This window comes from Pseudarthrobacter sp. KH_020_B (genome assembly GCF_057840185.1).
The window spans coordinates 2,032,392-2,056,554 of sequence record NZ_CM174506.1; the positions used below are offsets into that span (position 1 = coordinate 2,032,392).

The window sequence follows — 24,163 nt, forward strand, 5'->3', positions numbered from 1 at the left end:
CTATCTTCCGCGCTGGCCACAGGCTGGAGCTACGCATGTCGGCACTCCCCGCTGCATTCCATCGAATCCGCGACGACACAGCCCAGGACTGCGTGTTTCCAAAACTAAGGAGCCAAGGAATATCCCAGCCCGGGGCTTCTTCAAAGAAAGCGTTGGCCCCTGTGAGCTTGGCCTTCGAATTGGCGACTTTGATCTTGCTACCTGCTCGATTATGTCCTCCTCGGAGCCGAGCTACTCCGCCCGTCTAACGGCCGGAAGTTGCTGGGTGCTTATAGGCGTTCGGCGGCCGCAATCGCGTCGACGATGCCGTAGACCCCAAGTTCCAAGAGCAGATCGAGAATGTCGAGAAGAGCGGCACGGTGAGCGGATCTCCGCGATTGCGCGAGTCCTCGTACAACAAGCTCGCTGATGTAGTGCGCATCGCCGGCCGCTCCCGTGCGAATGTCGGCAGCGTCCCTGCCGAAGACATCGACGAATCGTTGCGCTGCTTCAAGGACCAAGTCGTCGACTTTGTCAGGGGCGCTTTGCAATGTAATCAGCAGCTGAGGTGTGGCGTGGTCATACGCCGGTGAATTGATGAGCGCACTCAGAAGTTCAGCGAACGGGCGCAGCGGTTTTTCACGAAGGTGCGCAGCCATCTGTGCGGCAGCCTGGCGCACTTCGTCTTCGTCATCGTTCATGAGTCGCATCAAACTGGCCGATGCAAGTACAGCATTGGAAGTGCGGTCCACGCGGCGAGCACATGCTCCGGCGGCTCCCTGGCGCACGCGTGCATCACCAGACAGCACTTGGTCCATCAGTGCAGACCGATCCCACTCTAGGGCCGCGAAGGCGGCCATTGTGCCACCGGCTTCACGCGTCTCGCCGTCCACCGAAGTCAACATTCGTTGAATCACGGGGTCAATGATCTCCGGATTGACGTTTCCGATGTAGAGCATCAGCTTCTGCACCGATTCAGCGGCGAGCAATCGATCGTCAGTGTCGATCAACCGCTCGAATGCGGCTAACGCGTCCGGCCGTGCATGACGGAGTGAAGCCGCCACAGTATGCGCCACGCAGGAGCGCACGCTGATTATCGGATCGCTGGCGAGTGCTTCCAGTTGGCTCCGCACCAGCTCAGTTCGCGAACCGTCGACGTCGTAAATGAGCAAATCGCCAAGGGTTTCAGCCAAGCTGCCACGCGCAGTGTTGATCCCGTTTATCCGCATCTCTTCGCCGCTCTGACCTTCGCCTCCATGCCGGACGACGACGGGCCTGTCGTCCGTTGGATTGGGTGAATGCAGGGCTCGATCTCGTACTAACTCCACGAGGTCGAGTGGCACCCGCGGATAGTGTTGCCGCAGCGCCATCCCGAGCCAGCGGTCAGTGTCGGGATGCCCTAGTGAGACGATATGGCGGACGGCGTCGAAGATGAGCGCAGCAGCCTCGTTAGTCGCCTCGGCATTGCCGAACCCCATAAGGAACGCACCGATGTAGGAGGGGTTGATGTCTGCTGTTAATTGCAATGCGAGCCTGGCAAAGCGTGCGGGGTTTGCGGACACTCTTTCCCCCAGCACAGATGACAGTTCATGTGCTCCGCCGGTGAAGGTGTCCCAGTTAGTTTTGTCGGAATGGTGCACGGCCATAGCCTTGAGCCATTGCTTATCAGTCATCCTCGTGGCCGATTCTGAGCTGATGGGGGATCCGAATGTGCCGCTCGTCATCCCACGAGGTTTCGACGGTGCTTCTTTCTGGAACTTCCGTCGATATTCCCCTAGACGGCGCGCGCCTGCAGGGCTCAGTCGCCGCTCGTCGAGTGCAGATAGGAAAGCGAACGCTGTCTGGCCAGTGCTCCGTCGGCGATCGTAGGGGTCACGGAGATCACGGAACTGTTCCTCAAGTTGCCGGTGTTGATCCTCATTCAGATATGGTGCAACCGCACGCGCAAGTTCCCGAGCGGCCCAGCCGCCACCTGAAATGTAGCCGAAGTCGAGTCGCTTACCTCCTTCGAGTAAGAGTACGGCTCCCCATTCAGCGAAGATCATTCCCCCTGCGGTTAGTGCCCGGTACAGCAAATACTGCGCGGCTTCGTGCCGATCTGCCGCGAGGTCAAGCAGAATCGGCTTCACAGATGCCGGCGCGATCTCCACTAGCTTCACTAAGGCGCGAACGGATCCCGCCAGCAACGCATCGCCCAGCTCCCGGTCATCGGTGTTATCAATTTCAAACCGGCTGCTGAAATGCGCATCCCGAATGGCTGTACCTTCGTTTGGGGGTTCCGAAGTGGCAGCCATAACTTTGCACAGGTAAGGGACGATCGTCTTCACAAAGGCAAGTGGTTCAGCGGATGCAGCTGCGCGGACAAGCTCAGAGGCAAAATACTCGCGGAGCCCCAAGACGGCTACCTTGCCGTCTTCGCTCAGGGCCAGCGCATTAATGTGATCGATCAGGCGTGCCTGTAGCAACTCTATTGCCCAAAGCGGTTGGTGTTTGGCCAGCCCATGAACGGTGAGCCAAAGTTCGTGTTCGATCGCGTCGAAGCCCCCCTGCCGGACGGCAGCAAGAACAAGATCGAAGAGCCCACGGTTCTTGTGAACATCGGCGCCACGCACTATCCAGCGTAACCAATTGAGGTATTCCTCCGCGGATTGTCGGACGGTCAATAGCTCGGCGAGAAGGTCTGGGTATTCCTTGGCGGCACTGATCATCGAGTTGAGGGCACGGCCCCTCAGATCCTGATCGGAACCATCAAGCCAGTAGGCAATCCATCCTTGCTCGTAGAAGCGCAAGAACCACTGTGCGCCGCGCAGCCGCTGCCAGAGAAGGTCCTCAAAGCGCGGCTTTGTCGCGGCTACCCGCAGTACGACCTCAGCATCTTCGGGCGTCGGCGCGGGAAGATTAGCCAGAACTGCAATTACGATTTCTTTAATATGGAAACGTATTTCGGGGATGCCGAGAACCTCCTCGACCTCCTCGAGGAAACGATCCTCCTCGCGTTCGTGGAGGTGCTGCAGTATCTGTCGAACTTGCGCCCTCCGGAACAGCTCCTGCTCATCATTGAGGAGAAAGTCCACCAGCGACTGCGAACGGTGGACCCACTGTCGCGCGAAGGCGTAATCAAAGAACGCCTCATGGAAGAACGCGATGCGATCGCCGTCACGGGCTAACACGTGCTCGGAGACAAGCACATTCGCGTCTGCCATCAGATCTCCATCATCGAGTACCTCGATTGGGACGGACAGCACCTGACGATCGCTCACGGCGTTGGCGACACGGCTGAGCACTTCGTGGAACCGCACGCCAGATCGCCTTGCAGATGCGGCTTGTCGCTTGCGTTCCCAGAACGCGTCGAACAATGAGCCCCTCGAATGGAAGGCCAACGCGTCGTGTTCAGCTGCAATCGTCTGCAGGAGTACCAGATGGAGCGGCGTCCGCAGCAGTAAACGTTGCGAGGTACTGAGCCGGATCGGATTTAGTCCCATACGTGCGACCGCGGCTTCTACTGCCTCTACCGGCAGCAGCCCGACTTGCGCCTTAGAGATGTCGGGGCGTCCGGCAAGCGCACGAATCCGATGATCGTTCTCGATATCGAACTCACGACACGCGAGGATGACGCGAACCCTACCCACTGACAAGGCTTCGTCGATGAGGTCCATGACCACGTCGTAACTCTCTGGCATACGCCCGGAGGCAAGGCTGACCGCATCTAGCTGATCAACAACGAGGTAAGCGTCACGACCTTCAGCGGCCACTGCCAGCGCGACGGCAGGGGAGGTATCGAGGCCCAACTGTTGACCGAGGCCCATCGTTGAAGCAAACGAGTCCAGTCGGTCAAGACGAAGAGCAAGCACCTCTGCGTCAGCCGACACAAGCGACGCGACTGTTTGCTCCAGGACTGAACTCTTCCCACCTCCCGCCGTCCCAGTAATGAGACTTAGCCGGTTGACTCTGAGCGATTCAATGACTTCGCCGGCCTCCCTCCGCTCGAGGGGTGGCTGCAGCGACTCGCGCTGGATTGATCGCCGCCAGCTGCCGGTGATCGAACGAACCTTCTCGCGTGAGGTCTGATGCGAACCAGCCGCTAAGGGATGAATACCAATGACACGCAGCAGTTCCAACAACTCCGTTCGCGTGAGACGCCTTCCGAGGTTGTCGAGCAGGATGTCACCGATGGCCAACGACGCAAGGTGCCCGCTACTACCGCTCAGGTAGCACTCGGCAAGCATGCTGTTAATTCGGATGATGTCTTGCTCGTCCTGGGTTTCAAACCACATTCCCCGTAACACTGTCCATGCCGCCTGAGCACTGCCTAGAACCTCTGCAGCCGCAAGCTCGTCGAAGAAAGGTCGCAAATCAGCTGTGAGCCATGACTGCGTGAACGTTGTGAGGTCTGGCGACTTGCGCGCGCGGTCAGAGAGTTCCTGCAAGGGTCGGCAAGGCACGAGGGAGACAAAGTGATACTTGCGTCCGGCCGTGACATGGGAAGCGGCTGCCCCAAAAATGTTCAGGTCGGCAAGCGATTTAATAGTCCAGCTATTGCTGTTGCCTTTTTGGCGCTTGAGCTGATGCACCTCTGTGAAGGCACCAGTGTCGTATGTGAACTCAGAACCTCTGCCAACTTCGACGTCGATGTCTTCTGTAACCAGAGAGCGGCGTTCATCCAATAGGCAGTACAAGGCATGGCGGATGGCCCAGGCAAGCTCGTATTTATTGCCTAGTTTGTCCGCCTCGCCACCGGGTCTCGGGGTCACCTTTGCTTCTCTCGACTTTCCAACCTAATCAGCATTAGACCAGCGTAAACAGCATAAGTATTGTCAGCACCAGCCAGAGCATTTTGCGGCGCGGCTGGCCCAGCGGCCGTACGGAAACTTCGAGTTGCCGATGTGTGAGCTTTCTCCGTTCCCTCGTCAAGGATCGAAAGTGCTGGAGTGACGTAGTGCGGGCCGGAGAGAGCGGCGCGCCATTCTAATGGCCGGAGTCGAAGTAGGCTGCTGGACGAAGGCGCTGCCGGGCCCTGCCCTGGGCGCCCGCACCACCAGATGACTACTCCTGCCGACTGCGGTCTAAGCAACATACGCGCCGTTATCAGCATTCTAGTGTCGATATTGCAGAGATCGCTCCAGCGCAGGCATGTAGGAGCAGTAGTTGCGCCTCGGTTCACTAACCGCCGACTTGATGTGGTCATGGTGGAGACTTGTGCCTCTATGCGTGATCAAATGATGGAACGACGGGGCAAGCTGGACCACAGAATGCGGTCCCGGAGCCTAGGATGGACTCCGCCCGAATCTTAACAGGTAACGCATCACCGCCGACCCGTTCGCCTGCGAACAGTCGCTTCCACCCAGAAAGCGCCAAACCTGTCCCCCTTTTCTCCTGCGACATGGTTATACAAAGCCGCTACAACTCCTGTGGTTCTGAAATAATCACCGAGTCGTACTTCTCAATGGGGGAACAATTGAAGCTTGACTGTCTGACCATCCAGAACTTCCGGGCGCTGAAACATATCTCTCTACCGCTTTCACCGTTCGGCTGCATCATAGGCGAGAACAATGCTGGGAAGTCTTCGGTCCTGCACGCGCTCGTCTTTGCGCTGACTGGGCAGACCCCTCGGAAGCTAAACGAGGGCGACTTTCACGACCCCTCTTTGCCTATCCGTGTGGAGCTCAAACTCGTGGATATTACGACGGAGGACCTCGCTCAAATCGGTGCCGCCAACCACCGGTCGGCCATGGATAGTGACGTGGTCAACGGGGAGCTAACGCTTGTCCGTACTGTGGCGCCAGGATCAACGAAGCAGGTTTTGCAGCTCTCGAAGGCGTGTCCCGTAAATGAGAATCTTCTTCCCGACGTGCTGAAGCCAAAAATGACAGGTAAAAAGGACGCCGAACTCTATGGAGTAGTGGTCGGCCTAGTCCCCGAGTTGGCGGACCACCTCGAACCGAAAAAGCTTAGGCAGAAGCAAATCACAGAGGCTTGCGAGGCGATCGTTGCGGGAATTTCGACGGATGACCTCGTCATGCGCGATTGCGCGTTGGGCACTGGGATTGAGGCTGCAATCAAAGACTTCCTCCCGGAACCGATCTATATCGAAGCAGTCAAGGATGTCGCCGGCGAGATGAAGACGGCCGAGACGGCTACTTTCGGCAAGCTTCTTAAATTGCTCCTTGACGAGGTCGAGGATGAGTTCGACGACCTCCAGACCCAATTTCAAGAGCTGCAGAAACGGTTATCAAGGGTGCTGGATCCAAACGGCGAACCCGCCGAGGACTTTAGGCTGGAAGCTGTTAAGAAGATTGAGCAGACGGTTGAAGATTTCGTGAGGGAGAGCTTTCCCGGCGTGGAACTCCGGTTGAACGTACCGGTACCTGAACTGAAGACCATTTTTTCAACCGCGGAGATGAGCATCGACGACGGTCATGAGGGGCCTGTGACAGGTAAGGGAGACGGCCTCAAACGTGCCGTAGCATTCGCGATTCTGAGGGCTTATACCTTATTGCGTGCAGAGGGTCTGGGAGATGGACCACGTGAGAAGTCGAACCGCCGCATGAACGTACTTCTGTTCGAAGAGCCCGAGCTCTACTTGCACCCCAAGGGTCAGCGCCAGCTGTTTCGAGCACTGGAGCTGTTCTCCCGCGACTATCCAGTTCTTGTGACGACGCATTCCCCGCTGTTTTTCAGTGCCGATGCCACGACCACTTTCACCAAGCTTCGCAAGGCGCCGGTTGCTGGAGGAGGCCTCTCTAAAAATTCGGAGGCTTTCCCGGTCAACGTGACAGAAATGAACGAGAGGGAAGCCTTCCAAATCATCTGTCACGAGAACAACGAGAGTGCATTTTTCTCAAATGCTGTCGTGCTTGTGGAAGGAGAGAGTGACGCCGTTGTATTTCCGCACCTGGCCGAGGTGATCAACCCTGAGTGGAGTCATCTCGAGCGGAATCTTTCCTTTGTGATCACGGGTGGAAAGACGAACATCTCAAAGTACCGTTCGTTCTTCGATCATTTCAAGATCGACGTCCACGTGCTCTGTGATTTGGACGCGTTATTGGATGGCTTCACTCACATCAATACGGACCCTTCCATTAAGAATCTTCGGGATCAAATGATTGAGGCCGTTGATGCCGTGCTCCCCTCCGAGGATGCAGTTGAAATATCGACAAAGGATGCCGAGAAGCTATCCAACCGAGGCCGACTAAGAGCACAGTGGGAAAGCGCAGAGAGGGCCTATCGACAGTGGGACGGCACCGAGCTGGCGATGAAGACCATCAATGATTTGATGAAAGCTTTCTTCGGGACTCGCCGAGGTGGGGAGAGGCTGAACATCCTGAGAACGGACGCAGCAGAGGTCTTTCGCCTCAAAGACGAGCTTCTCAAGCGCCTGCGTGATGACAAAGTGTACGTTTTTTCCAGGGGTGATCTGGAGGCTTACTACGGTTCGGTGGACCGCAAGGGGCTTGGAGGCAAGGACAAAGTTCGGCTAGCCATGCACATCAAATCGACGGTGACGAACGTAGACGACTTCCGGAAGCTGCATGGGGAGGATGCAGACGGAGTCGTGGACGAACTTTCCGAAATTATGTCACGTGTATATGAGCGATTTGTGCCGGTCACGCTGGGGGACAGGGGCTGATCTGAAGAAGACGCTTCCGCAGTCAGCAGGTTGAGGAGCTGACCTTCAGCGGGCCGTCCCTTGTCGTTGAAGATCTCGGGCCGTTCCCGGGGGTTGGTTCCATTCGCTGAAGTGTTTCAGGAGCAGCCTCGATGCGGCTGAGCAATATCGTTGCGGCTGAGCGATAGCGTTCGCTGCTGTCTGCCGTTATGTCGGGGTGTTTTGAAGTGCAAATATGCGGACACTCGTGCCGAATGCCAGATCTGCCGGGAGCCACAGTAGTGTCCTCATCGTGATGAATGAAGGTTTGGTTTATACGAATGCTGCTGAGTGGCTTTTCAAGGCCACCGAGGTGATCGACAATGACGTGCTCCTTGTGAGTCCCTATGTGTCGTCCGACGTGTGCAGGCGTCTGGCGGCGGCCGCCAAACGGTCAGGTTATGTGTGGCGCCTCGTGACATGCTTGGACCCGACTGCGGTTGCCAACGGATACCTTTCGGTCGAAGGTTTGACTGAACTCAGGCAGAATGGCGTCATCGTCAGCCATGTTGACCGGCTGCATGCCAAGACGTTCATCGCTGGTAGCCGTGGCTTCCTTGGATCAGCGAATCTGACAGGCGCCGGGCTGGGCAGCTCAAAGTCGCCCAACTTTGAACTGGGTGTTGAGCTGGGAGATGCCCAGGTCGAGGCAGCCAAGGGGGCGATCAATACCTGGCCCAGCCGGGTAGTAACAGCGGCGGACTTGGAGAAGCTTCGTTCGCAGGCACGGAAGCTAACTCGTGCAGACGCAGCTGCTTCCGGTGACTTGGACAAGGACTCTGCTCTGGCTCATGTGGAGCAGCTACTGGTTGATGCTCGTGATGAAACCAGGACTTTGTGGTTGAAGTCCGAGTACGGCGAGCCAGCGCTGGAGCAGTGGCGCAGCGAGTGGTTTTTCGGAAGCCCTCAAAAAGGCGAGGGCAAGGGCCGCCCAAGTATCAAGCCAGGAGACTTGGTCTTTATCTGCGCAGAGACCAGAGATTGCTACGCCGTCGTCGAAGTGACGTCCTACCCAGAGTTCCTGCCTGATGACTACCGATCCGAAAGAGGCGAAGAGGCTGACCGTTGGCCTTCCCTACGTGTCAGGCTGGAACGGTACCAAGGGCTCATAGCAAGTCCGCTTAATCGCGTGGGGCGAGAATCAGGAATCCAGTAATCATGTCCAGTCCAGTTTTGAGTGCCGTAGGCCAAGATGGTCCTATGAACAGTCCCGGACCGCGTTCCGGTGGACCGACCCCTCGCCGGTCGTTCACCCCAGTGCAGAAGCTCGAATATTTGGCCTCGTACGAGGCGGCGTGCCAGGGCAATGAAGGCGGTGCGTTTCTGCGCCGCGAGGGCCTTTATTCATCCCAGATGACTGAATGGCGCCGGCTCCGTGACGCCGGTGTCCTCGCTGGCAAGAAGCCTGGGGAGACAATCGGGAAACTGTCGTCGGACCAGGCTGAGATCGCGCGTTTGCGCCGCCAGTTGGAGGTGAGTGAGAGCCGGTTGAAACGATCCGAGGCAGCCTTGGGAATCATGGAAAAACTCTCGGCGTTCTTAGAGAACGCCATTCAGGAATCACCGGACGAGCCGAAGTCCAAGAAGAATTGATGGCCGCCTACCACGGCCTGCGCCAACAACAGGTCCCCACCCGGCAAGCGGCGGCCCTGGCCGGGGTCTCACGCACCACGGTGTACCGCAAGCCGGCCCCGCCCCGGGACCAGCCGGAGGCAGCTCCACCGAACAAGCTCAGCCCTGCCGAGCGGGCTGCGGTACTGGCGGCGTTGAACGCCCCGGAGTTTGTGGACCTGGCACCGATGCAGGTCTATGCGAAGCTCCTGGATCAAGGCGTCTATCTGGGCTCGTTGTCAACATTTTACCGGGTGCTGGAGGAGAACAAGCAGGTCAAGGAACGCCGCCGCCTGGCCAAACACCCTCCCCGGACCGTGCCCGAGCTCGTCGCCACCGCCCCGGGCCAGGTGCTGAGCTGGGACATCACGAAGCTGGCCGGGCCCGTGAAGGGCAAATACTTCGACTGCTACATGATGATCGACATCCACTCCCGCTTCATCGTCGGAGCGCACGTGCACGCCAGTGAATCCGCGGTTCTGGCAGTGGAGATGATGAGGGAAATCTTCGGGATCCACGGCATCCCGCAAGTCGTGCACGCGGACAGGGGCACGTCGATGACGTCTAAGACAGTGGCCGCGCTGCTCTCGGACTTGGAGGTCACCCGGTCACATTCCCGGCCCCGGGTGAGCAACGATAATCCGTACTCAGAAAGCCTCTTCAAGTCCATGAAATACGGGCCCATGTTTCCCGAACGCTTCGCTTCCCTTGGCGATGCCAGAGCCTTTATCAACGAGTTCATGGACTGGTATAACCATCACCACCAGCATTCCGGAATCGGCTTCCACACTCCCGCCAACGTCCACTACGGATTCGCCGTCGGCATCGCCAAGCAACGCTCGGAAACCCTCGCCGCGGCGAGGGCAAAACACCCCAACCGCTTCGCCAAAACCACCGACCCCAAAATACTGGCCCTGCCCGGGCCCGCATGGATCAACCAACCCAAGGAAAACACCGAACAGTCAGCCGCCTAACTCCCGTTGGTACCGTTCAGCTTGAAAAATTCCGCTTGGGTGACACGGACGACACCGCGCTTCGTGCCGGATGAATTGCTGGAGCTCAAGGCGCATGAACTTGTTCGCAGCACCGGTGGCCTGCAGAACGGTCACATCAGGTTGAAGTTCGATCAGTTCACCAACGGTGTTCGTTCACTCGCCCGGCTCGTAACGGACTAGGGGTGACAAGCGGCGGCTGATGCGCCGGGCTAGGGTACGGGGGGCTTGTGGTGGCCCAGACCCAGCAGGGGCGCCACATCAGGAGAAGCTTCGCAATAGGGCTGAAGCTCCGCCGGATTCGGTGACGAAAATTTCACATCCGGATGTCATGACGGCAAGGTTGGCCTTCGCGGGTAGGCGCTCACTTAGGTGAAGTCTGTCATGTTCACTCCGGCCGTTGGGCCACGAAGGATGTGGAAGGAGGTGAATCGAATGCCTGATATTGATGCTTCATTGCCCGGGGGAAATATGGATCCGTGGCCTGGAGTCCGGTGTCGGGCTGTTCCTCGGACCTGCCCGGAACCGGGCAAAAAAGAAGTGTGGACATTGTCCACACTTTTCCCCTCGGATCGGGTCGTACATCGGCCGGACTGGCTCGTATTGCCTATGTTTTCGGGAGTTCCCTGTATTTGCAGGGTTTGGAATGCGGTTCGAGTCCCACCTCGGGCACGTTTTCCCACGTCAGAGGCGTTTTTTGCTGCTGACGTGTGTACATTTACCCTCCGCGGGTCCTCTGCGACCGGCCGCGGACTGTGCCTGGCGCCACGGTGGCCTATGAGGTGGCGGGCTCAGGACCTTGACGAGTAGGCCCTCCGTTTACTGGGATGTGGGGCATTTGTGTTTCCTTTCGGGTGTTGGGCGTCGCAGTGTTTGGCGGTGGGGGCGTCTCTGGCGATGACGATGCAGGTTTTTCCGGTGGTGTCTTGATTTAGTGCCGTCGGCGGCGTCAGGCTGACGATGTCCGGATAAGGCGAACGGCCGGCGTGAGAGTTTTCGAAGCACCACGCCGGCCGTTCTGACGCGTAAAGGCCGCGCCGATGCTTACGGTAAGTCATGAGGCTGTCTCTGTCGAGTGGGATCTGGCTGGCGGGCGGTTGGCCTGTCCGGGGTGCAGGGGCAGGCTGCGGCCGTGGGGCTGGGCGCGGGAACGGCTGATCCGGCACGGTGCCGGCACGGACCTGGCCCTGGTGCGCGGGCGTCCGCGCCGGGGTCGGTGCGCGGATTGTTCGGCCACGCATGTGCTGTTGGGCGTGGATCTGGCGGCCCGGCGGGCCGATACGGCCGAAGTGATCGCCTCTGCCATCGAGGCCAAGGCCGCCAGCGGGGCGGGACACCGGGTGATCGCGGCGCGGCTGGGCCGGCCGGCGTCCACGGTGCGCGGCTGGCTGCGCGCATTCGCCGCTTCCGCCGGCCCGATCGCCGAAGTGTTCACCGCCCTTTCCCACCGTGACGGCGCGGACGCGGCCGGGCTCTGGCCCGCGGCCGCCCCGGCACCGGCTGGCCGGGCGCTGGCTGCGGTGGCGGCGTATGCGGGCGTGCTCGCGGCCCGGTTTTCCGTCGCCACCGTGGCGTGGCAAACGGCAGGGCTCGCCGTTGCGGGTCCGTTCTTCTTCAGCGCCGGCCGATGGCAGGACCGGGAGCAACACGAGCTGGCCCTTATGCCTGCCGTCCCGGGCGGCAAGGGTGGGAGGAGCGCCGGCTGATCCTGCCGGGGCCATCGTTTCCTGACCTCTTGAAAAGGACAATGACCCATGACGGAATCCGAGCCGCACCGCGGTCCCCTGGCCCGCAAGGACCGGGCGGAAAAGATCGCGTTGTTCCGCTATCAGCTCATCCGCGATGCCGCGGACACGTCGCTGACCTCCCGCCAGCGCGGGCCCATGGTCCGTGCCCTGGCCGCCGCAGAGCACACCGGCCCGTCCGGGCAGGCCGTGCGCTACTCCCGCGAGACCCTGGACCGGTGGATCAGCGCCTGGCAGCGCGAGGGATTCGACGGACTCAAGCCGCGGGAAAGGGCCGCCGGCCCGGTGACCCCGGAGACCGTGCTGTCACTGGCAGCGACGCTGAAGCTGGAGCGTCCGCACCGCACCGCGGCCCAGGTGCGGCGGATCATGACCGAGACCCTCGGCGACGCGCCGTCCGAGTCGACACTGCTGCGCCACTTCCGCACCCTGGAGATCCCCACCGGCACGCCCGCGCAGGCCACCGGCCGGTTCGAAGCAACCCGGCCGAACGAGATCTGGGTCGGTGACGGGCTCCACGGGCCCCGGATCGGAGGCCGGAAAACCTACCTGTTCGCGTTCCTGGACGACCACTCCCGCCTGGTCACCGCGGCCCGCTGGGCGTTCGCCGAAGACGCCGTCAGGCTCTCGGCCGCGCTGCGCCCGGCCCTGCAGACCCACGGAATCCCCGACGCGGCCTATGTCGATTATGCCGACCTTCGCGTTATGCCGATGTTTTCTCGTTGTCCCTGTTCAGCGGGGTGAGATTTCGGGAATTGTCGGCATAATCGCGAGGTCTGCGCGATCCTTCTTGCATCGATATCCGGATGAAGGAGGAAGTCATGGCCATGCCTGCAACCAAGGTCAGCAAGGTCCGAATGACGGGGCCGTTGGCCCCGTTCGCGTCTGCTTTCAGATCCAAGTTGAAGGACCTGGGCTACACGCCGTTAACGATCGCCAGTGAACTGAGGATGGTGGCCGACTGGAGCCGCTGGCTTCAGGAACGGTCAATGACAGCTGTGGATGTGACGGGCGGGTGCGTCCGCCAGTTCGTCGCGGCCAGACACTTCGCGGGGCGCATTTCGCCGTATCCGCCCCGCGTTTTCAACACCATGATCGAGGTCCTCGTTGAACAAGGCGTGGTCCAGGCCGAGATCGAGGCGCCTGTGCCGGGATCGCCGATCGATGTGCTCCTGTCCTCGTTCGAGAAGTTCCTGCTCTCCGAGCGGGGACTGGCCCAGTGCACGGCGGCCGCCTACGTGCTGCGGGCCCGCCGATTCCTAGCCCAGCAGACGCCAGCGGGCGCCCTGGCCGATCTGAGGACCAAGGATGTGACCGATGCCGTGCGCACCGAAGCCGCGAAGGTCTCGGTCGGTTCCACCCAGTTCTTCGTAGTGGCCGTGCGCTCGTTCCTGCGCTTTTGTTTCACCGAAGGACTGGTCTCCACCGACCTCTCGGGAGCTGCCCTTGCCATTACCGGACGCCGCCGTTCACCGTTGGCTGCGGGAATCAGCGCCGCGGATGCCCGAAGGCTCCTGGATTCCTGTGACCGGCGGGAAAACGAGGGCCGGCGGGACTATGCCATCCTGGTCATCCTCCTCCGCCTGGGCCTGCGGGCCAGTGAGGTCGCCGCGCTGAGCCTCGAGGACATCGACTGGCGCGCGGGGCTGGTCGTGGTCCATGGAAAGGGCCGCCGTGATGACCGGCTCCCGATCCCCGTTGATGTGGGCCAGGCGATTACCTGCTATCTCCGGCGGGGACGCCCGCGAACCTCTCATCGGGCGGTCTTCCTGCGATCGTTGGCGCCCGTTGAGGCCCTGGGCCGGGGCGGGATCTCGTTGGTTGTGCGCCGAGCCTGCCACCGGGCCGGACTCGCCCCGGTCGGTTCACACCGTCTGCGCCATACCCTGGCCTGTGAGATGGTCAACTCCGGCGTTCCCCTGCCCGAGATCGCCCAGGTGCTCCGGCATGGGAGCCTGACGAGCACCGCCCTCTACGCCCGTCTGGATATTGATGGGCTCCGGGCCCTGGCCCGGCCATGGCCGGGAGGTGAACGGTGATGGGAGAGCTCCTCGGCCATGCCAATGACTACCTCAGACTCCGGCGGGATCTGGGCTACAAGCTCAGGCAGGAAGGCTATGACCTGCCCCGGTTCGTGGCCTTCCTCGAGGCGTCCGGCGCCACCGTGTTAACGAGCGAGTTGGCCATTGCCTGGGCGCGGGACTGCCAGGGCGTCCAGCCCATCACCTGGGCCCACCGGCTCGGCTCTGTCCGCGGGTTCGCTCGCTACTTGAAAAGCATCGACCCTGCAACGGAAATCCCGCCACTGGATGTGTTCGGTGCCCGCCAGCAACGGCCCACCCCATACCTTTGGTCAGCCGAGGAGATTGGTGCCCTGCTGGACGGGGCGGGGCAGCTCCGCCCGGAACTGCGGGCCGTTACGCACGAAACCCTGTTCGGTCTCATTGCCGTGACGGGGATACGGCTCGGGGAAGCGCTCGGGCTCAACCGCGAGGACGTCAACCTCAGCACCGGCGTGCTCACGATCAGGCATGCCAAATTCGAATGGGCAAGGCTGGTTCCGCTGCATCCGAGCACCACGGCAGCTCTGGCCTCCTACGCCCAACGCCGGGACAGGCTCTGCCCCACGCCCCGGACCGCGGCATTCTTCCTCACGCCGGCGGGAACCGGTCTGAGCACAAGCAGCGTTGAGCACACCTTCAACGACATCATGACCGGGATCGGGCTGCGTACCGCCACCGTGAAGCCACGCATCCACGATCTAAGGCACAGTTTCGCCGTCCAAACCCTGATCGATTGGCACCGGGCCGGAGCCGATGTTGGCGCCGGCATGGCTGTTTTGTCGACCTATCTCGGCCATGTCAGCCCAGCGGGGACCTACTGGTACCTCTCAGCCGCCCCGGAACTGATGGTGTTGGCCGCCGAACGGCTGGACCGACGATTCGGGGCGCGGTCATGACCGCGCTGGCCCCCACCCTGCAGGCCTTCTTCACCGACCGGCTCCTTGGCCAGCGTGGCGCCAGCCCCCACACCATTGATGCCTACCGAACGAGCTTCCGGCTCCTGCTCCGCTACGCCAGCGATAAGCTACATAAACCACCCAGCGGACTCGATATCGGCGACCTCGACGCCCCTCTCGTGGCCGCCTTCCTGACCCATCTGGAAGCGGACCGGCACAACAGCGTGCGGACCCGCAACAACCGGTTGGCCGCCATCCATTCGCTCTTCACCTATGCGGCCCTGCGGCACCCGGAGCACGCAGCCTCAATCCAACGTGTGCTCGCTATCGGGCCCAAACGCTTCGACCGGAACCTGGTGACCTTCCTCAACGAAGCCGAGGTCGACGCACTCCTGGACTCGTGCAGCAAGGACACCTGGACCGGGCGGCGCGACCACGCCATGATCCTGCTGGCCATCCAGACCGGGTTGCGGATCTCGGAACTCGCCGGGCTCACCTGCGCCGATGCGTCTCTGGGTGCCGGGGCGAACATCCACTGCATCGGGAAGGGACGGAAAGAGCGGCGCACCCCGCTCGTGCCCTCCACCGTTAGTGTTCTTCGGGCGTGGCTGCGTGAACGCGGAGGGTCGCCTGCGGATCCGCTCTTCCCCGCAAGCACCGGCAGGAAACTCAGCCGTGACGCCATCGAACATCGGATCACCCGTTACGCCGCCACGGCAGGAACAACTTGCCTATCGATGAGGACGAAGCACGTGAGCGCCCACACCCTGCGCCATACGGCGGCCATGCGGCTTCTCCTCGCCGGGGTGGACGTCACGGTCATAGCGCTCTGGCTGGGCCACTCGCAAGTCTCCTCGACCAACGCCTACCTGCACGCGGACATGTCGCAAAAGGAACGAGCCATCGCCCGCGTCACGCCAGCGGACACCGCCCCGGGCCGCTATCGTCCTCCGGACCCGATCCTGGCCTTCCTCGAGGCCCTCTGATTATGCCGACAAATCCGCCCCTCTCACCTCGCTGAACAGGGACAACGAGAAAACGTTGGCATAACGCGAAGGTCGGCATAATCGACATTGTGCCGACGTCGGCACAATGTCGACAACGGCAGCGCCTTTGTCGACGCGTCACTGGCGAGGATCTGCGCCCGGCTGGGCATGAAGCTGATCCATTCCAGGCCTTACCGGCCCCAGGGCAGGGGCAAGATCGAGCGCTTCTTCAACACCGTGAGCTCCCAGTTCCTCTCCGAGATCACCGTGATCGACGCCCCGGTCCAGACGACAGTTCCGGGCACCGGCCCGGTCGGGAACCCCGGAGAGGATCCCGACGGGACCGCGATCACCTCGTTGGCGGAGCTGAACGCCTTATTCATCTCCTGGGTGCAGATGGTCTACCACCGCACCGTTCACTCCACCACCGCGATGACGCCGCTGGCCCGCTGGGACGCGGGCTGGGAAAACCGGCACCCGGACCGCCGGGATCCGGACGTGATCGCCGAAGCCTTCCGCTGGTCCGTGACCCGCAAGGTCACCAAGACCGCGACGGTGTCCCTGCAGGGCAACACCTACCAGGTCGACCCCACGCTGGCCGGCACCCGCATCGAGCTGGTCTATGACCCGTTCGATCTGACCGGCCCGGTCGCGGTCACCGCCGCCGGCGGGATCCCTGCCGGGGAAGCGGTCCTGCTCGAGATCCGCCGACACGTCCACCCCAAAGCCGTCAACGCCGCCAAAGACGCCGACACCGGCGCGAGGAACGCCGCCTCCGGGATCGACTACCTGCGCCTGGTCGAAACCCGCCACAAAACCACCCTGACCGGCGCCCCGATCAGCTTCGAGAAAATGGCCACCGGCGCCGGCGCGACCGGAACCAATGGAGGACCCCAATGAGCATCTCAAACCTGCAATCCCACTACGGCTTCACAGCCATGCCCTTCGGCCGCTCCATCCCGGTCCAGGCCCTGCACCCGCACCCCGGGCACCGCGAGGCGGTCGCCCGGATCCAATGGTGCGTCGCCCAACGCCAGATGGGCGTGGTCACCGGCGAGGTCGGCGCCGGCAAGACCGTCGCTGTCAGAGCAGCCCTGGCACAACTCGAAGCATCCCGCCACCAGGTCATCTACATCGCGGACCCCACGATCGGCATGCGCGGCATCCAGTCCCAGATCGTCACCGCCCTGGGCGGGCAGCCAGCGTTCTACTCCGGAGTCCTCGCGCACCAGACCGCGTCCCTGCTCGCCGGGGAACTGGACGAACGCGCCCGCCTGCCCGTGGTCGTGATCGACGAGGCGCACCTGCTCGGCAACACCGAGCTGGAGTCCCTGCGGATGCTCACCAATACCGGGATGGACACCGGCAGCCACTTCGCGCTGCTGCTCGTCGGCCAGCCCACCCTGCGCCGCCGACTCAAACTCGCCGTCCTGGCCGCCCTGGACCAACGGATCTCCACCAGGTTCGCGATCAACGGCATGGACCTGGCCGAGACCGCGGACTACATCCGCCACCACCTCAAATTCGCCGGCAGATCCGACACCCTGTTCTCCGACGACGCCGTCGCCGCGATCCACCAAGCATCACGCGGCTACCCAAGGTCGGTCAACAACCTCGCCGTCTCCGCCCTGATCGCGACCTACGCCGGCAACAAAGCCATCGTGGACCTCTCCGCCGCCCAATCCGCGATCACCGAGAACAGCGAGTAGGGAAAAACCGCCGTCACCAATGACGGCCACCACGTCAGGCCGACGACGAACGCCCCGCCGGAAACAACCCGCGGGGCGCTTTCGTGCCCGGCCCATCGTCACAAAAACCGACGCGGCCATCGTCAAATAACGCGACGCCTAACATCGGGTTGATGTGGCGGCCGTAGTTGGTCTGTCACCTATTCATATCTCGCGGTTGCGCTGATGACATGACCTGGACGAGATTTCTTGAGATCCTTTCGCTATTTTCGCTCCATCTTGGAGGCTGGGGGAGCGGGAAGGTGGCCGTTTGTCCGGCCAAAGGGGTGTGGACATTGTCCACACGGTGTCCACGGGCGGCCGTTCACCCTGGATCTCAGCTCCCTTCCTGCCATTTCTGCCGACACCAATTCATGCTGCTATGCGGTCCAGGCGACATGACTTGCCGGCAGTTCTTCGAATTTTCTGGCGGATCTTGGCGGACCGTCGATCATCCAGCCGGAAGTTCTATCGGCGTCCATGCGGGCGGTGCCAGGCATGTCGACAGAATCCAGGTGTGTGGGACCCGGATCTTCTTCCGGGGCGCCCTCGGCGCCTGGCGCTCAGGGGATCGTGGGGTGGCTGTTTGTGCATTTGAGGGGTCAGGGTGGACTGCGGCTCACCTGCCCAGCATGATGTAGCCGTGACGACTGATGATTCTGTAAGCGGGGCGAGGCCGCGACGGGCAACAACCGCTGATGCCGGTGTGGTTGCGCAGCTGCTTCACGACTTCAACGGCGAGTTTTCGACGCCGAGCCCTGGCACAGACGTGCTCAGGCCACGGCTGGCGCTCCTATTGGCGGGAGAAGACGTGGTCGTGCTGCTGGTCGGCGAGCCAGCGAGTGGCCTCGCGGTGCTTAGTTTCCGGCCGAACGTCTGGTACGAAGGTCCGGTCGCGATCCTTGACGAACTCTATGTCCGTCCGGACCTGCGTGGTCGTCGTCTGGGCAGCGCTCTCCTGGACGCTGCATGTGATGTGTTGCGGGATCGGGGCGGCATGCTCATGGAAATCAACGTCGATGGCGAGGACACCGGGGCACGGCGATTCTATGAAGCGCGTGGGTTCACCAACACCGAACCTAACCGCACGGATCCGATGCTGTACTACTATCGGGAGCTGTAAAGCTCAGCCCGAGAACGGCCTGCCGGGCTTTCCAATGACAACGGGACCACATCTGGGCTAAATAAGCTGTTTCAAGCGTTCATGCTCAGCGGATGGCAGGATCGTGCGTCTGCCGAGCCGGGTGGCCTTGATCTGGCGGGTTTCCTGGATGCAACGGTCCTTGTCGTCAAGGCCCACCCGGGCCATCGACCCATTCCAATTGTCCAAAGTGCTCTGGACGATTGGCGTGGAACTCACATTCACGCCGGTCTGGTTTCCTCTGTGCCGATCAACCCACTGAGACTGAGCTCTATGCTCACTACGTCACTTTAAAAGTTGAAGGCAACTGACTGCCGAACCGCCCCGGCAAGGCCTACGCCGAGCTGATGCGCTACTTTCAAGCAGGCGGGCCGTTTCAGTGCACGGACCCAAGTAGCGAGGTCTGTCGTGGCAGGGTCCTGAATGTAAGGCCATTGGTGCAGCCCAGAATTAATGTTGACGCAGGCTGGCATGCCTGGCGCCCCGCCCATCTGCACCTGATCGTGTCCGCCACCGGGCACCTTCCCATCACCACGCAGTTGTACTTCCAAGGCGATGAGCACGTAGCGGATGACATCGCCTCGGCCGTCAAACCCGAACTCATCATCGCGCCCATGCCCGCAGCAGACGCCGCAGGCAGAGAAGCCACCTACGACTTCGTGCTGGACCCAGCCTGACCACCTCAGCTGGCCCCGCGCCTCTGCGGGGCCAGTTTTCTCCGGCTCAATTCAACAGAAGTAAGGAAGTGGGTGCTCGATGCTCCTTGCCGTAAAAATGGACGTGCGTCTCCCCGAGGACATGGATCCACAGGTCAAGGCTGACCTCCTATCTCAGGAGAAGGCCTATTCGCAGGAGCTGCAGCGCTCCGGAGTCTGGGTCCATATCTGGCGGTGCGTCGGACAGTACTCGAACCTCAGCATCTTTGACGTCGCTGACAACGGGCACCTCCACGACGTCCTCTGGCAACTTCCGCTCTTCCCACACATGAGCATAGACGTAACCCCATTGGCCGCTCACCCCTCAAGCATAAATCCTTGAATGTGCCCCGACCTGGCTCCTGCAGAGTGCTCGTTGCGGGGCCTCGATTAGCTCCCGCATCTACGGAACACAGATATTCGTACCTTGGTGGGCGGCGCATTCCTTGGCGCATCCTGATGTTTGCGCGCGCCCTAAACGACCAATATCCGTACGGATCCCGGCGGCGCAACAGGGAGATTCCGGTTCTGTCCGGCGGTACCGTCACCTCGAGGATTACCCGGTCAGCTGATCCCGCTTCGCCTCGTCGTAACCCAACACCGCTTTTGCGGCAGTGTGCTGCTCCACAATTTGTGCCTCCAGTGGCGCAGTCTGCAGTTCAGCCACCACCGCATGCCAAGCGGGGAACGAACCGGTCAAGGCCGCGGCCGCTTGCATCGCCGCACCCTTGGTGACGTACTCGTCGAACTCCGGAACGACGACGGGTATGTTCACCATCTGGTTGAGGATTTTCTGCACTGCGGGACTCTCGGCTGCGCCGCCGATGAGCATCAACCTGCTGGCGTTCACTTTGCAATCCCGAAGAGTGTCGAGCATCGCTACCTGGCTGGCGAGGGTTCCTTCAATGACGGCGCGGGCGAAGTTGGGACGGTTGAAGTTCGTTAGGGACGCACCCTGCAGGGAGCCTCGGGCGTTCGGTAGATCGGGGGTCCGCTCGCCCTCGAAGTAGGGCAGCAGCGTTAAGCCTCCAGCTCCAGGTGGTGCCTGCAGCGCCAAATCGGAGAGTTCCGTGTAGCTGCAACCGAGTAGTGCTGCGCCGAGGTCAAAATTGCGTGCAGCGTTTAGCGTGGCGACCAGGGGAAGGTGGCCGCCAGTGGCGTCGGCATAGCTGCACACGTATCCTGCGTAGTCATGAACCGGCGTCGCCGTCCGGGCGTACACCACGCCTGAGGTTCCCAGGGAGAGAACTGCGTCTCCGTCGGACAGTCCGAGTGCCAAGGCTGCGGCGGCATTGTCTCCGCTGCCTATCCCGATCGGGATGCCGGCAGGGATGCCTGGAATTCCGGAGCCGGTCACTCCGGCTTTGGCGAGTGGGTGAAGGACGCGCGGCAGTATCGCCGTCTTGCCGAAAGCATGCTCGAAAAGATCCATGCAGTATTCGCCTGTTTCACCGGACCAGTAGGCCGTGCCGCTGGCCTCGGACCGATCCGTGATCAGTTGATCCACGCCTCCTGTCCCTGAGCCGAATCCCATCAGCCGCCAGGTAAGCCAGTCGTGGACCACAGCCACTGCCGCAGTCTGTCGGGCGGCCTCGGGTTTCACATCCCGGAGCCAGCGGACTTTCGTGACGGTGTCGGAAAGCGTCAGGGGTAGCCCAGTGCGGCGGATCCACTCATCCCGACCGAGCTCGTTGTTGAGATCAGCCATCTGTGGGTGAGATCCGGTGTCGTTCCACAGGGGTGATTTGCAGACTACGGTGCCAGCCGCGTCGAGGAATACGGGTGTGTGTTGTTGTCCGCTCACGGAGATGGCGACAACATCCTCGAGTCCGCCCGCGCGGCGAACGGCGGTGAGCAGCGCGTCCCACCAGGTGTCCGGGTGCACGATCGTCTCCGGCGGATGCGAGGCCTTGCCCTCGCGAACCCGCATTCCGGTGGCGAGGTCCCGCACCGTTACTTTGCAGGTCTGCGTGGAGGAGTCAACTCCTGCAACGAGCATCATTGCTTCGCTCCTGTACTTCGTCGAGACTGATGGTCCCCTACTGTTGTTGTTCCGTTTTTCACGCGGGGACTCCTTTCAGGTACTCCCACTGAGGTTGAATCTCGGCAGACCACTCGCCCAGGCGCGCATTCCGGCGGTCGTCGACGAGGACGTCTTCGGGTTCACAGCTGTCCCAATCGCACGACACGTCCGAGGCGAGGGCCTGCGCACCCCTGGAGACGACTTCGGTGATTCTTGAGACGCTAAGCGGGCTTCCCAGCAGGTCGGCCTTCAGCTGCAGCCACAGCGGGTTCAAGCTAGCGGGGCCGATGACCTTTATCCGGTCCGGATGTGTGGGGAACAACCCGAGAACGTCCTGGAACTGCAATGCCATGCCAAGGAAGCACCCGAGGACGAGGTCTTCCGTCGTCGTGTCGGTTCGAAGCCCTGCAATTACTCCGCGCGCGGTGCCACGTTTTGTGGGCGGCGGGCTGCCGCGGAATTGCGGCAGGACGAGCGGAATCGTGCCCAGATCCACTTTTCCTGCAACGTAGCGCTCGTGCAGGTCGCTGATGCATGAGGACAGTTGTGCCGCAGTCATTCCGAGCATGCTCTGCAACGTCGCGAACGCTGAACCGCCGGTCGGTATTGAAGCGAACAGGGTGTAGTCCGCGGCCGTGCACGAAATGCCGTTCGCCAGTTTCGACTGCGCTGAGTGCCCATCGAGACTGGGCGCACCCTGGAGGAACAGCAATCCCTCCGTAGTGCCTGTCGAGTTCAGCAGCTCTCCATGGTGGAGACCCGCGCCAACGGCACCGACCATGTGGTCATGGCCGGTTACGTGGACTCGCACGTCCTCCGGAAGGCCGACGTCCCGTGCGCAGTCCAGTGAGATCTTTGAGCCGTCAGCGGCGGTCCGCAACTCCGGAAATACCCCGACGTCGAGCCCGACCAGCGCACACACCTCAGCTGACCATTTGCGGAGGTCCAGGTCCAATGCCATGGTCCGGCTCGCCAGAGAGTACTCCGACCAGCGATCCCCGGTCATCAAGGCGGCCAGATACTCAGCGATGTTCAGCCACTGGGCATCGTCGCCTGCATCCCGGGCATGCGCAGCAGCCCACGCCACCTTCGACAACCCGTAGTTGGCGTTGACCGGCAGACCTGTGATCCGATAGATCTGCGCGCGGTCCACCGTAGTCAGCGGAGCAAGGTGGCCGGCGCCTCGATGGTCGTGCCAGAGGATCATGGGGGATGCCAGCGAAAGGTCCGAACGGACTAGGCCGCCGGACTCGCCGACGCCGGTGATGGCTACCCTTTGAACTGAAGCCCGCACCACTGGATCGAGGTGCCGGACGAAGTCGAACACGACGCCCTTCATGGACTCCAGGTCGTAGATCTCGCCCCAGGCGTCCTTGGCGGTTGGGGTGGCATGCCGGCCTGATGCGAGCAGTCCTCCGCCTGCGCCGAACATGCACAGTTTGATGCTGGTCGTTCCAACGTCGACCGTAATTGTGGGCAGCACTGGTATTTCCTTATGCCACAGACGGGTTAAAGGTCCGGATCCGTTGCTCGACGACGTCCGTAATCGCCGCAACGGCGTCCATGGAGACGCGGATGAGCGAGTTTTCATTGGGGTTGGCCGCGTAGGCTTCTCCGAACGCGCGGATCATCGCATTGCGCAGGTCGGCCGCGACGTTCAACTTGACCACTCCGAATTCGTGCAGTCGGCCGAGCTGCTCGGCCGGCAGCCCGGAGCCGCCGTGAATGACCAAGGGGACCGGGCTTTCGGCCCGCACCTTGGCAAGCAGGTCGAAGTTGATCCGGGCATTAGGCGCATATCCGTGCTGATTGCCGACCGACACGGCAAGCATGTCGCAGCCTACACTTTCGACGAAGTGCTTCACCTGGTCCGGATTGGTGTAGCTGGCATGTTCGGGTGCGACGTCGTCCTCTTTGCCGCCAATGCTGCCAAGTTCAGCCTCCAGCGCCACACCCGGGGGGCACATCTGGCGGGCTCGAGCGGAGACCTTGATGTTCTCTTCGTACGAATACTCCGAGTAGTCGATCATGATCGACGTGAACTGAGCAGCCAGCGCGCTTTCGACGGATTCGAGCGACTTTCCGTGATCCAAGTGCAGCGCGACGGGCACATCGCATGTCGCCAGGCGGCGGGTGACCATGTCGTAGATGTACTCAAAGCCGGAGAGTGCCACGTTCGTGGGAGCCACCTGGATGAAGGTCGGCACCCCTACCCGCTCGACCGCCGCGATGATGCCCATCGTGGTCTCGATGTTGGTGGTGTTGAACGAACCTGCCACGAGCCCGCGGGATGTGCATTCCTTGATTACATCCATGCCACTGACCAAAGCCATTGATAGTCCTTTCGATGGTCGTCGCTGCGAGTGAGCGACGACGGGGACACGAGCGGTTACGCCTGCTAAACGTTCGGGTCCGGTTATGAAGTGGGCGGGATTCAGGCTTCGCTTGCGCCAAACTGTCCCGTCAACCACCATAAACCGTCATGTACGTATTGTCGAGCATGTACGTACAATCCGCTCAGAACATTCGTGTGCCGCGCTTACCTTTGGCGGTGGAGGGGGCCGGAAACTAGAGTATTGACCGTGGTCCACGTCACCCTTATGATATAGACAGTCCAGCCGATACGCATTGTCCGTACAGCTTGATAACCAGTGTTGTTT

General features: G+C 61.4%; 18 protein-coding genes. 14 read left to right on the plus strand and 4 right to left on the minus strand.

All coding sequences use genetic code 11. The annotated features are described in order from the left end of the window. Positions 1 to 269: 269 nt before the first annotated feature. A complete protein-coding gene (locus AC3IT0_RS09395; protein WP_489323431.1) occupies positions 270 to 4,730 on the minus strand; it encodes a hypothetical protein in 4,461 nt (1,486 codons plus the stop codon). 629 nt (positions 4,731 to 5,359) lie between these two features. On the opposite strand from AC3IT0_RS09395, the gene AC3IT0_RS09400 reads away from it, so the two are divergent. The 14 genes from AC3IT0_RS09400 (at position 5,360) to catC (ending at position 19,823) form a co-directional block, all read left to right on the plus strand. Further along, positions 5,360 to 7,606 (plus strand): ATP-dependent nuclease, encoded by a 2,247-nt coding sequence (locus AC3IT0_RS09400; RefSeq protein WP_489323432.1) that lies wholly within the window; start codon positions 5,360 to 5,362, stop codon positions 7,604 to 7,606. 271 nt (positions 7,607 to 7,877) lie between these two features. Then, positions 7,878 to 8,780 (plus strand): phospholipase D-like domain-containing protein, encoded by a 903-nt coding sequence (locus tag AC3IT0_RS09405; protein WP_489323433.1) that lies wholly within the window; start codon positions 7,878 to 7,880, stop codon positions 8,778 to 8,780. 44 nt (positions 8,781 to 8,824) lie between these two features. Next, positions 8,825 to 10,209, plus strand: a protein-coding gene (locus AC3IT0_RS09410) for an IS3 family transposase (protein ID WP_489323349.1) whose coding sequence is annotated in 2 segments (ribosomal slippage) — positions 8,825 to 9,143 and positions 9,143 to 10,209 — 1,386 coding nt in all. Because the reading frame shifts where the segments join, the coding sequence is not laid out codon by codon here. Between the two features lie 39 nt (positions 10,210 to 10,248). After that, positions 10,249 to 10,410 carry a hypothetical protein gene (locus AC3IT0_RS09415; RefSeq protein ID WP_489323434.1) on the plus strand — a complete coding sequence of 54 codons (162 nt, stop codon included), beginning with the start codon at positions 10,249 to 10,251 and terminating at the stop codon, positions 10,408 to 10,410. 857 nt (positions 10,411 to 11,267) lie between these two features. After that, positions 11,268 to 11,933 carry a hypothetical protein gene (locus AC3IT0_RS09420; RefSeq protein WP_489323435.1) on the plus strand — a complete coding sequence of 222 codons (666 nt, stop codon included), beginning with the start codon at positions 11,268 to 11,270 and terminating at the stop codon, positions 11,931 to 11,933. Positions 11,934 to 11,981: 48 nt separating this feature from the next. Beyond that, on the plus strand, positions 11,982 to 12,716 hold the full coding sequence (locus AC3IT0_RS09425; RefSeq protein ID WP_489323436.1) for a DDE-type integrase/transposase/recombinase: 735 nt from the start codon (positions 11,982 to 11,984) through the stop codon (positions 12,714 to 12,716). Between the two features lie 77 nt (positions 12,717 to 12,793). After that, on the plus strand, positions 12,794 to 14,011 hold the full coding sequence (locus tag AC3IT0_RS09430; RefSeq protein WP_489321640.1) for a site-specific integrase: 1,218 nt from the start codon (positions 12,794 to 12,796) through the stop codon (positions 14,009 to 14,011). Further along, positions 14,011 to 14,931 carry a tyrosine-type recombinase/integrase gene (locus AC3IT0_RS09435; protein ID WP_489321639.1) on the plus strand — a complete coding sequence of 307 codons (921 nt, stop codon included), beginning with the start codon at positions 14,011 to 14,013 and terminating at the stop codon, positions 14,929 to 14,931. Before AC3IT0_RS09430 ends, AC3IT0_RS09435 begins: the two co-directional genes overlap by 1 nt. Further along, positions 14,928 to 15,917, plus strand: coding sequence for a tyrosine-type recombinase/integrase (locus tag AC3IT0_RS09440; protein ID WP_489321638.1), 990 nt, complete (start codon positions 14,928 to 14,930; stop codon positions 15,915 to 15,917). The genes AC3IT0_RS09435 and AC3IT0_RS09440 overlap by 4 nt, the downstream gene beginning before the upstream one ends. 87 nt (positions 15,918 to 16,004) lie before the next feature. Then, on the plus strand, positions 16,005 to 16,817 hold the full coding sequence (locus AC3IT0_RS09445; RefSeq protein WP_489323437.1) for a Mu transposase C-terminal domain-containing protein: 813 nt from the start codon (positions 16,005 to 16,007) through the stop codon (positions 16,815 to 16,817). After that, entirely contained in the window at positions 16,814 to 17,626 is an 813-nt protein-coding gene (locus AC3IT0_RS09450; protein ID WP_489322129.1) for an ExeA family protein, read from the plus strand. The genes AC3IT0_RS09445 and AC3IT0_RS09450 overlap by 4 nt, the downstream gene beginning before the upstream one ends. Positions 17,627 to 18,287: 661 nt before the next feature. Beyond that, entirely contained in the window at positions 18,288 to 18,767 is a 480-nt protein-coding gene (locus AC3IT0_RS09455; protein WP_489323438.1) for a GNAT family N-acetyltransferase, read from the plus strand. A 455-nt stretch (positions 18,768 to 19,222) separates the two neighbouring features. Continuing rightward, entirely contained in the window at positions 19,223 to 19,462 is a 240-nt protein-coding gene (locus AC3IT0_RS09460) for a dioxygenase family protein (protein WP_489323439.1), read from the plus strand. A gap of 79 nt (positions 19,463 to 19,541) precedes the next feature. Continuing rightward, complete coding sequence (gene catC, locus AC3IT0_RS09465) at positions 19,542 to 19,823, plus strand: muconolactone Delta-isomerase (protein ID WP_489323440.1); 282 nt, start codon at positions 19,542 to 19,544, stop codon at positions 19,821 to 19,823. A gap of 213 nt (positions 19,824 to 20,036) precedes the next feature. Here the strand turns inward: catC and AC3IT0_RS09470 are convergent, their stop codons facing one another. Genes AC3IT0_RS09470 through AC3IT0_RS09480 form a run of 3 tightly spaced genes read right to left on the minus strand, consistent with a single transcriptional unit; the run spans position 20,037 to position 23,836 of the window. Next, a complete protein-coding gene (locus AC3IT0_RS09470; RefSeq protein WP_489323441.1) occupies positions 20,037 to 21,482 on the minus strand; it encodes an FGGY family carbohydrate kinase in 1,446 nt (481 codons plus the stop codon). Between the two features lie 58 nt (positions 21,483 to 21,540). Further along, the gene (locus tag AC3IT0_RS09475) at positions 21,541 to 22,986 is read right to left on the minus strand and encodes an FGGY-family carbohydrate kinase (protein ID WP_489323442.1); all 1,446 of its coding nucleotides are present in this window, start codon (positions 22,984 to 22,986) and stop codon (positions 21,541 to 21,543) included. Positions 22,987 to 22,996: 10 nt separating this feature from the next. After that, positions 22,997 to 23,836 (minus strand): class II fructose-bisphosphate aldolase, encoded by an 840-nt coding sequence (locus tag AC3IT0_RS09480; protein WP_489323443.1) that lies wholly within the window; start codon positions 23,834 to 23,836, stop codon positions 22,997 to 22,999. Positions 23,837 to 24,163 lie beyond the last annotated feature (327 nt).

What these genes read in the sequence shown, in the direction of transcription:
- AC3IT0_RS09400 (WP_489323432.1), top strand. Translation starts at nt 5,360, where the DNA reads ATGGTTATACAAAGCCGCTACAACTCCTGTGGTTCTGAAATAATCACC.
- AC3IT0_RS09420 (WP_489323435.1), top strand. Translation starts at nt 11,268, where the DNA reads ATGCTTACGGTAAGTCATGAGGCTGTCTCTGTCGAGTGGGATCTGGCT.
- AC3IT0_RS09425 (WP_489323436.1), top strand. Translation starts at nt 11,982, where the DNA reads ATGACGGAATCCGAGCCGCACCGCGGTCCCCTGGCCCGCAAGGACCGG.
- AC3IT0_RS09430 (WP_489321640.1), top strand. Translation starts at nt 12,794, where the DNA reads ATGGCCATGCCTGCAACCAAGGTCAGCAAGGTCCGAATGACGGGGCCG.
- AC3IT0_RS09435 (WP_489321639.1), top strand. Translation starts at nt 14,011, where the DNA reads ATGGGAGAGCTCCTCGGCCATGCCAATGACTACCTCAGACTCCGGCGG.
- AC3IT0_RS09440 (WP_489321638.1), top strand. Translation starts at nt 14,928, where the DNA reads ATGACCGCGCTGGCCCCCACCCTGCAGGCCTTCTTCACCGACCGGCTC.
- AC3IT0_RS09450 (WP_489322129.1), top strand. Translation starts at nt 16,814, where the DNA reads ATGAGCATCTCAAACCTGCAATCCCACTACGGCTTCACAGCCATGCCC.
- catC (WP_489323440.1), top strand. Translation starts at nt 19,542, where the DNA reads ATGCTCCTTGCCGTAAAAATGGACGTGCGTCTCCCCGAGGACATGGAT.
- AC3IT0_RS09470 (WP_489323441.1), bottom strand. Translation starts at nt 21,482, where the DNA reads ATGATGCTCGTTGCAGGAGTTGACTCCTCCACGCAGACCTGCAAAGTA.
- AC3IT0_RS09480 (WP_489323443.1), bottom strand. Translation starts at nt 23,836, where the DNA reads ATGGCTTTGGTCAGTGGCATGGATGTAATCAAGGAATGCACATCCCGC.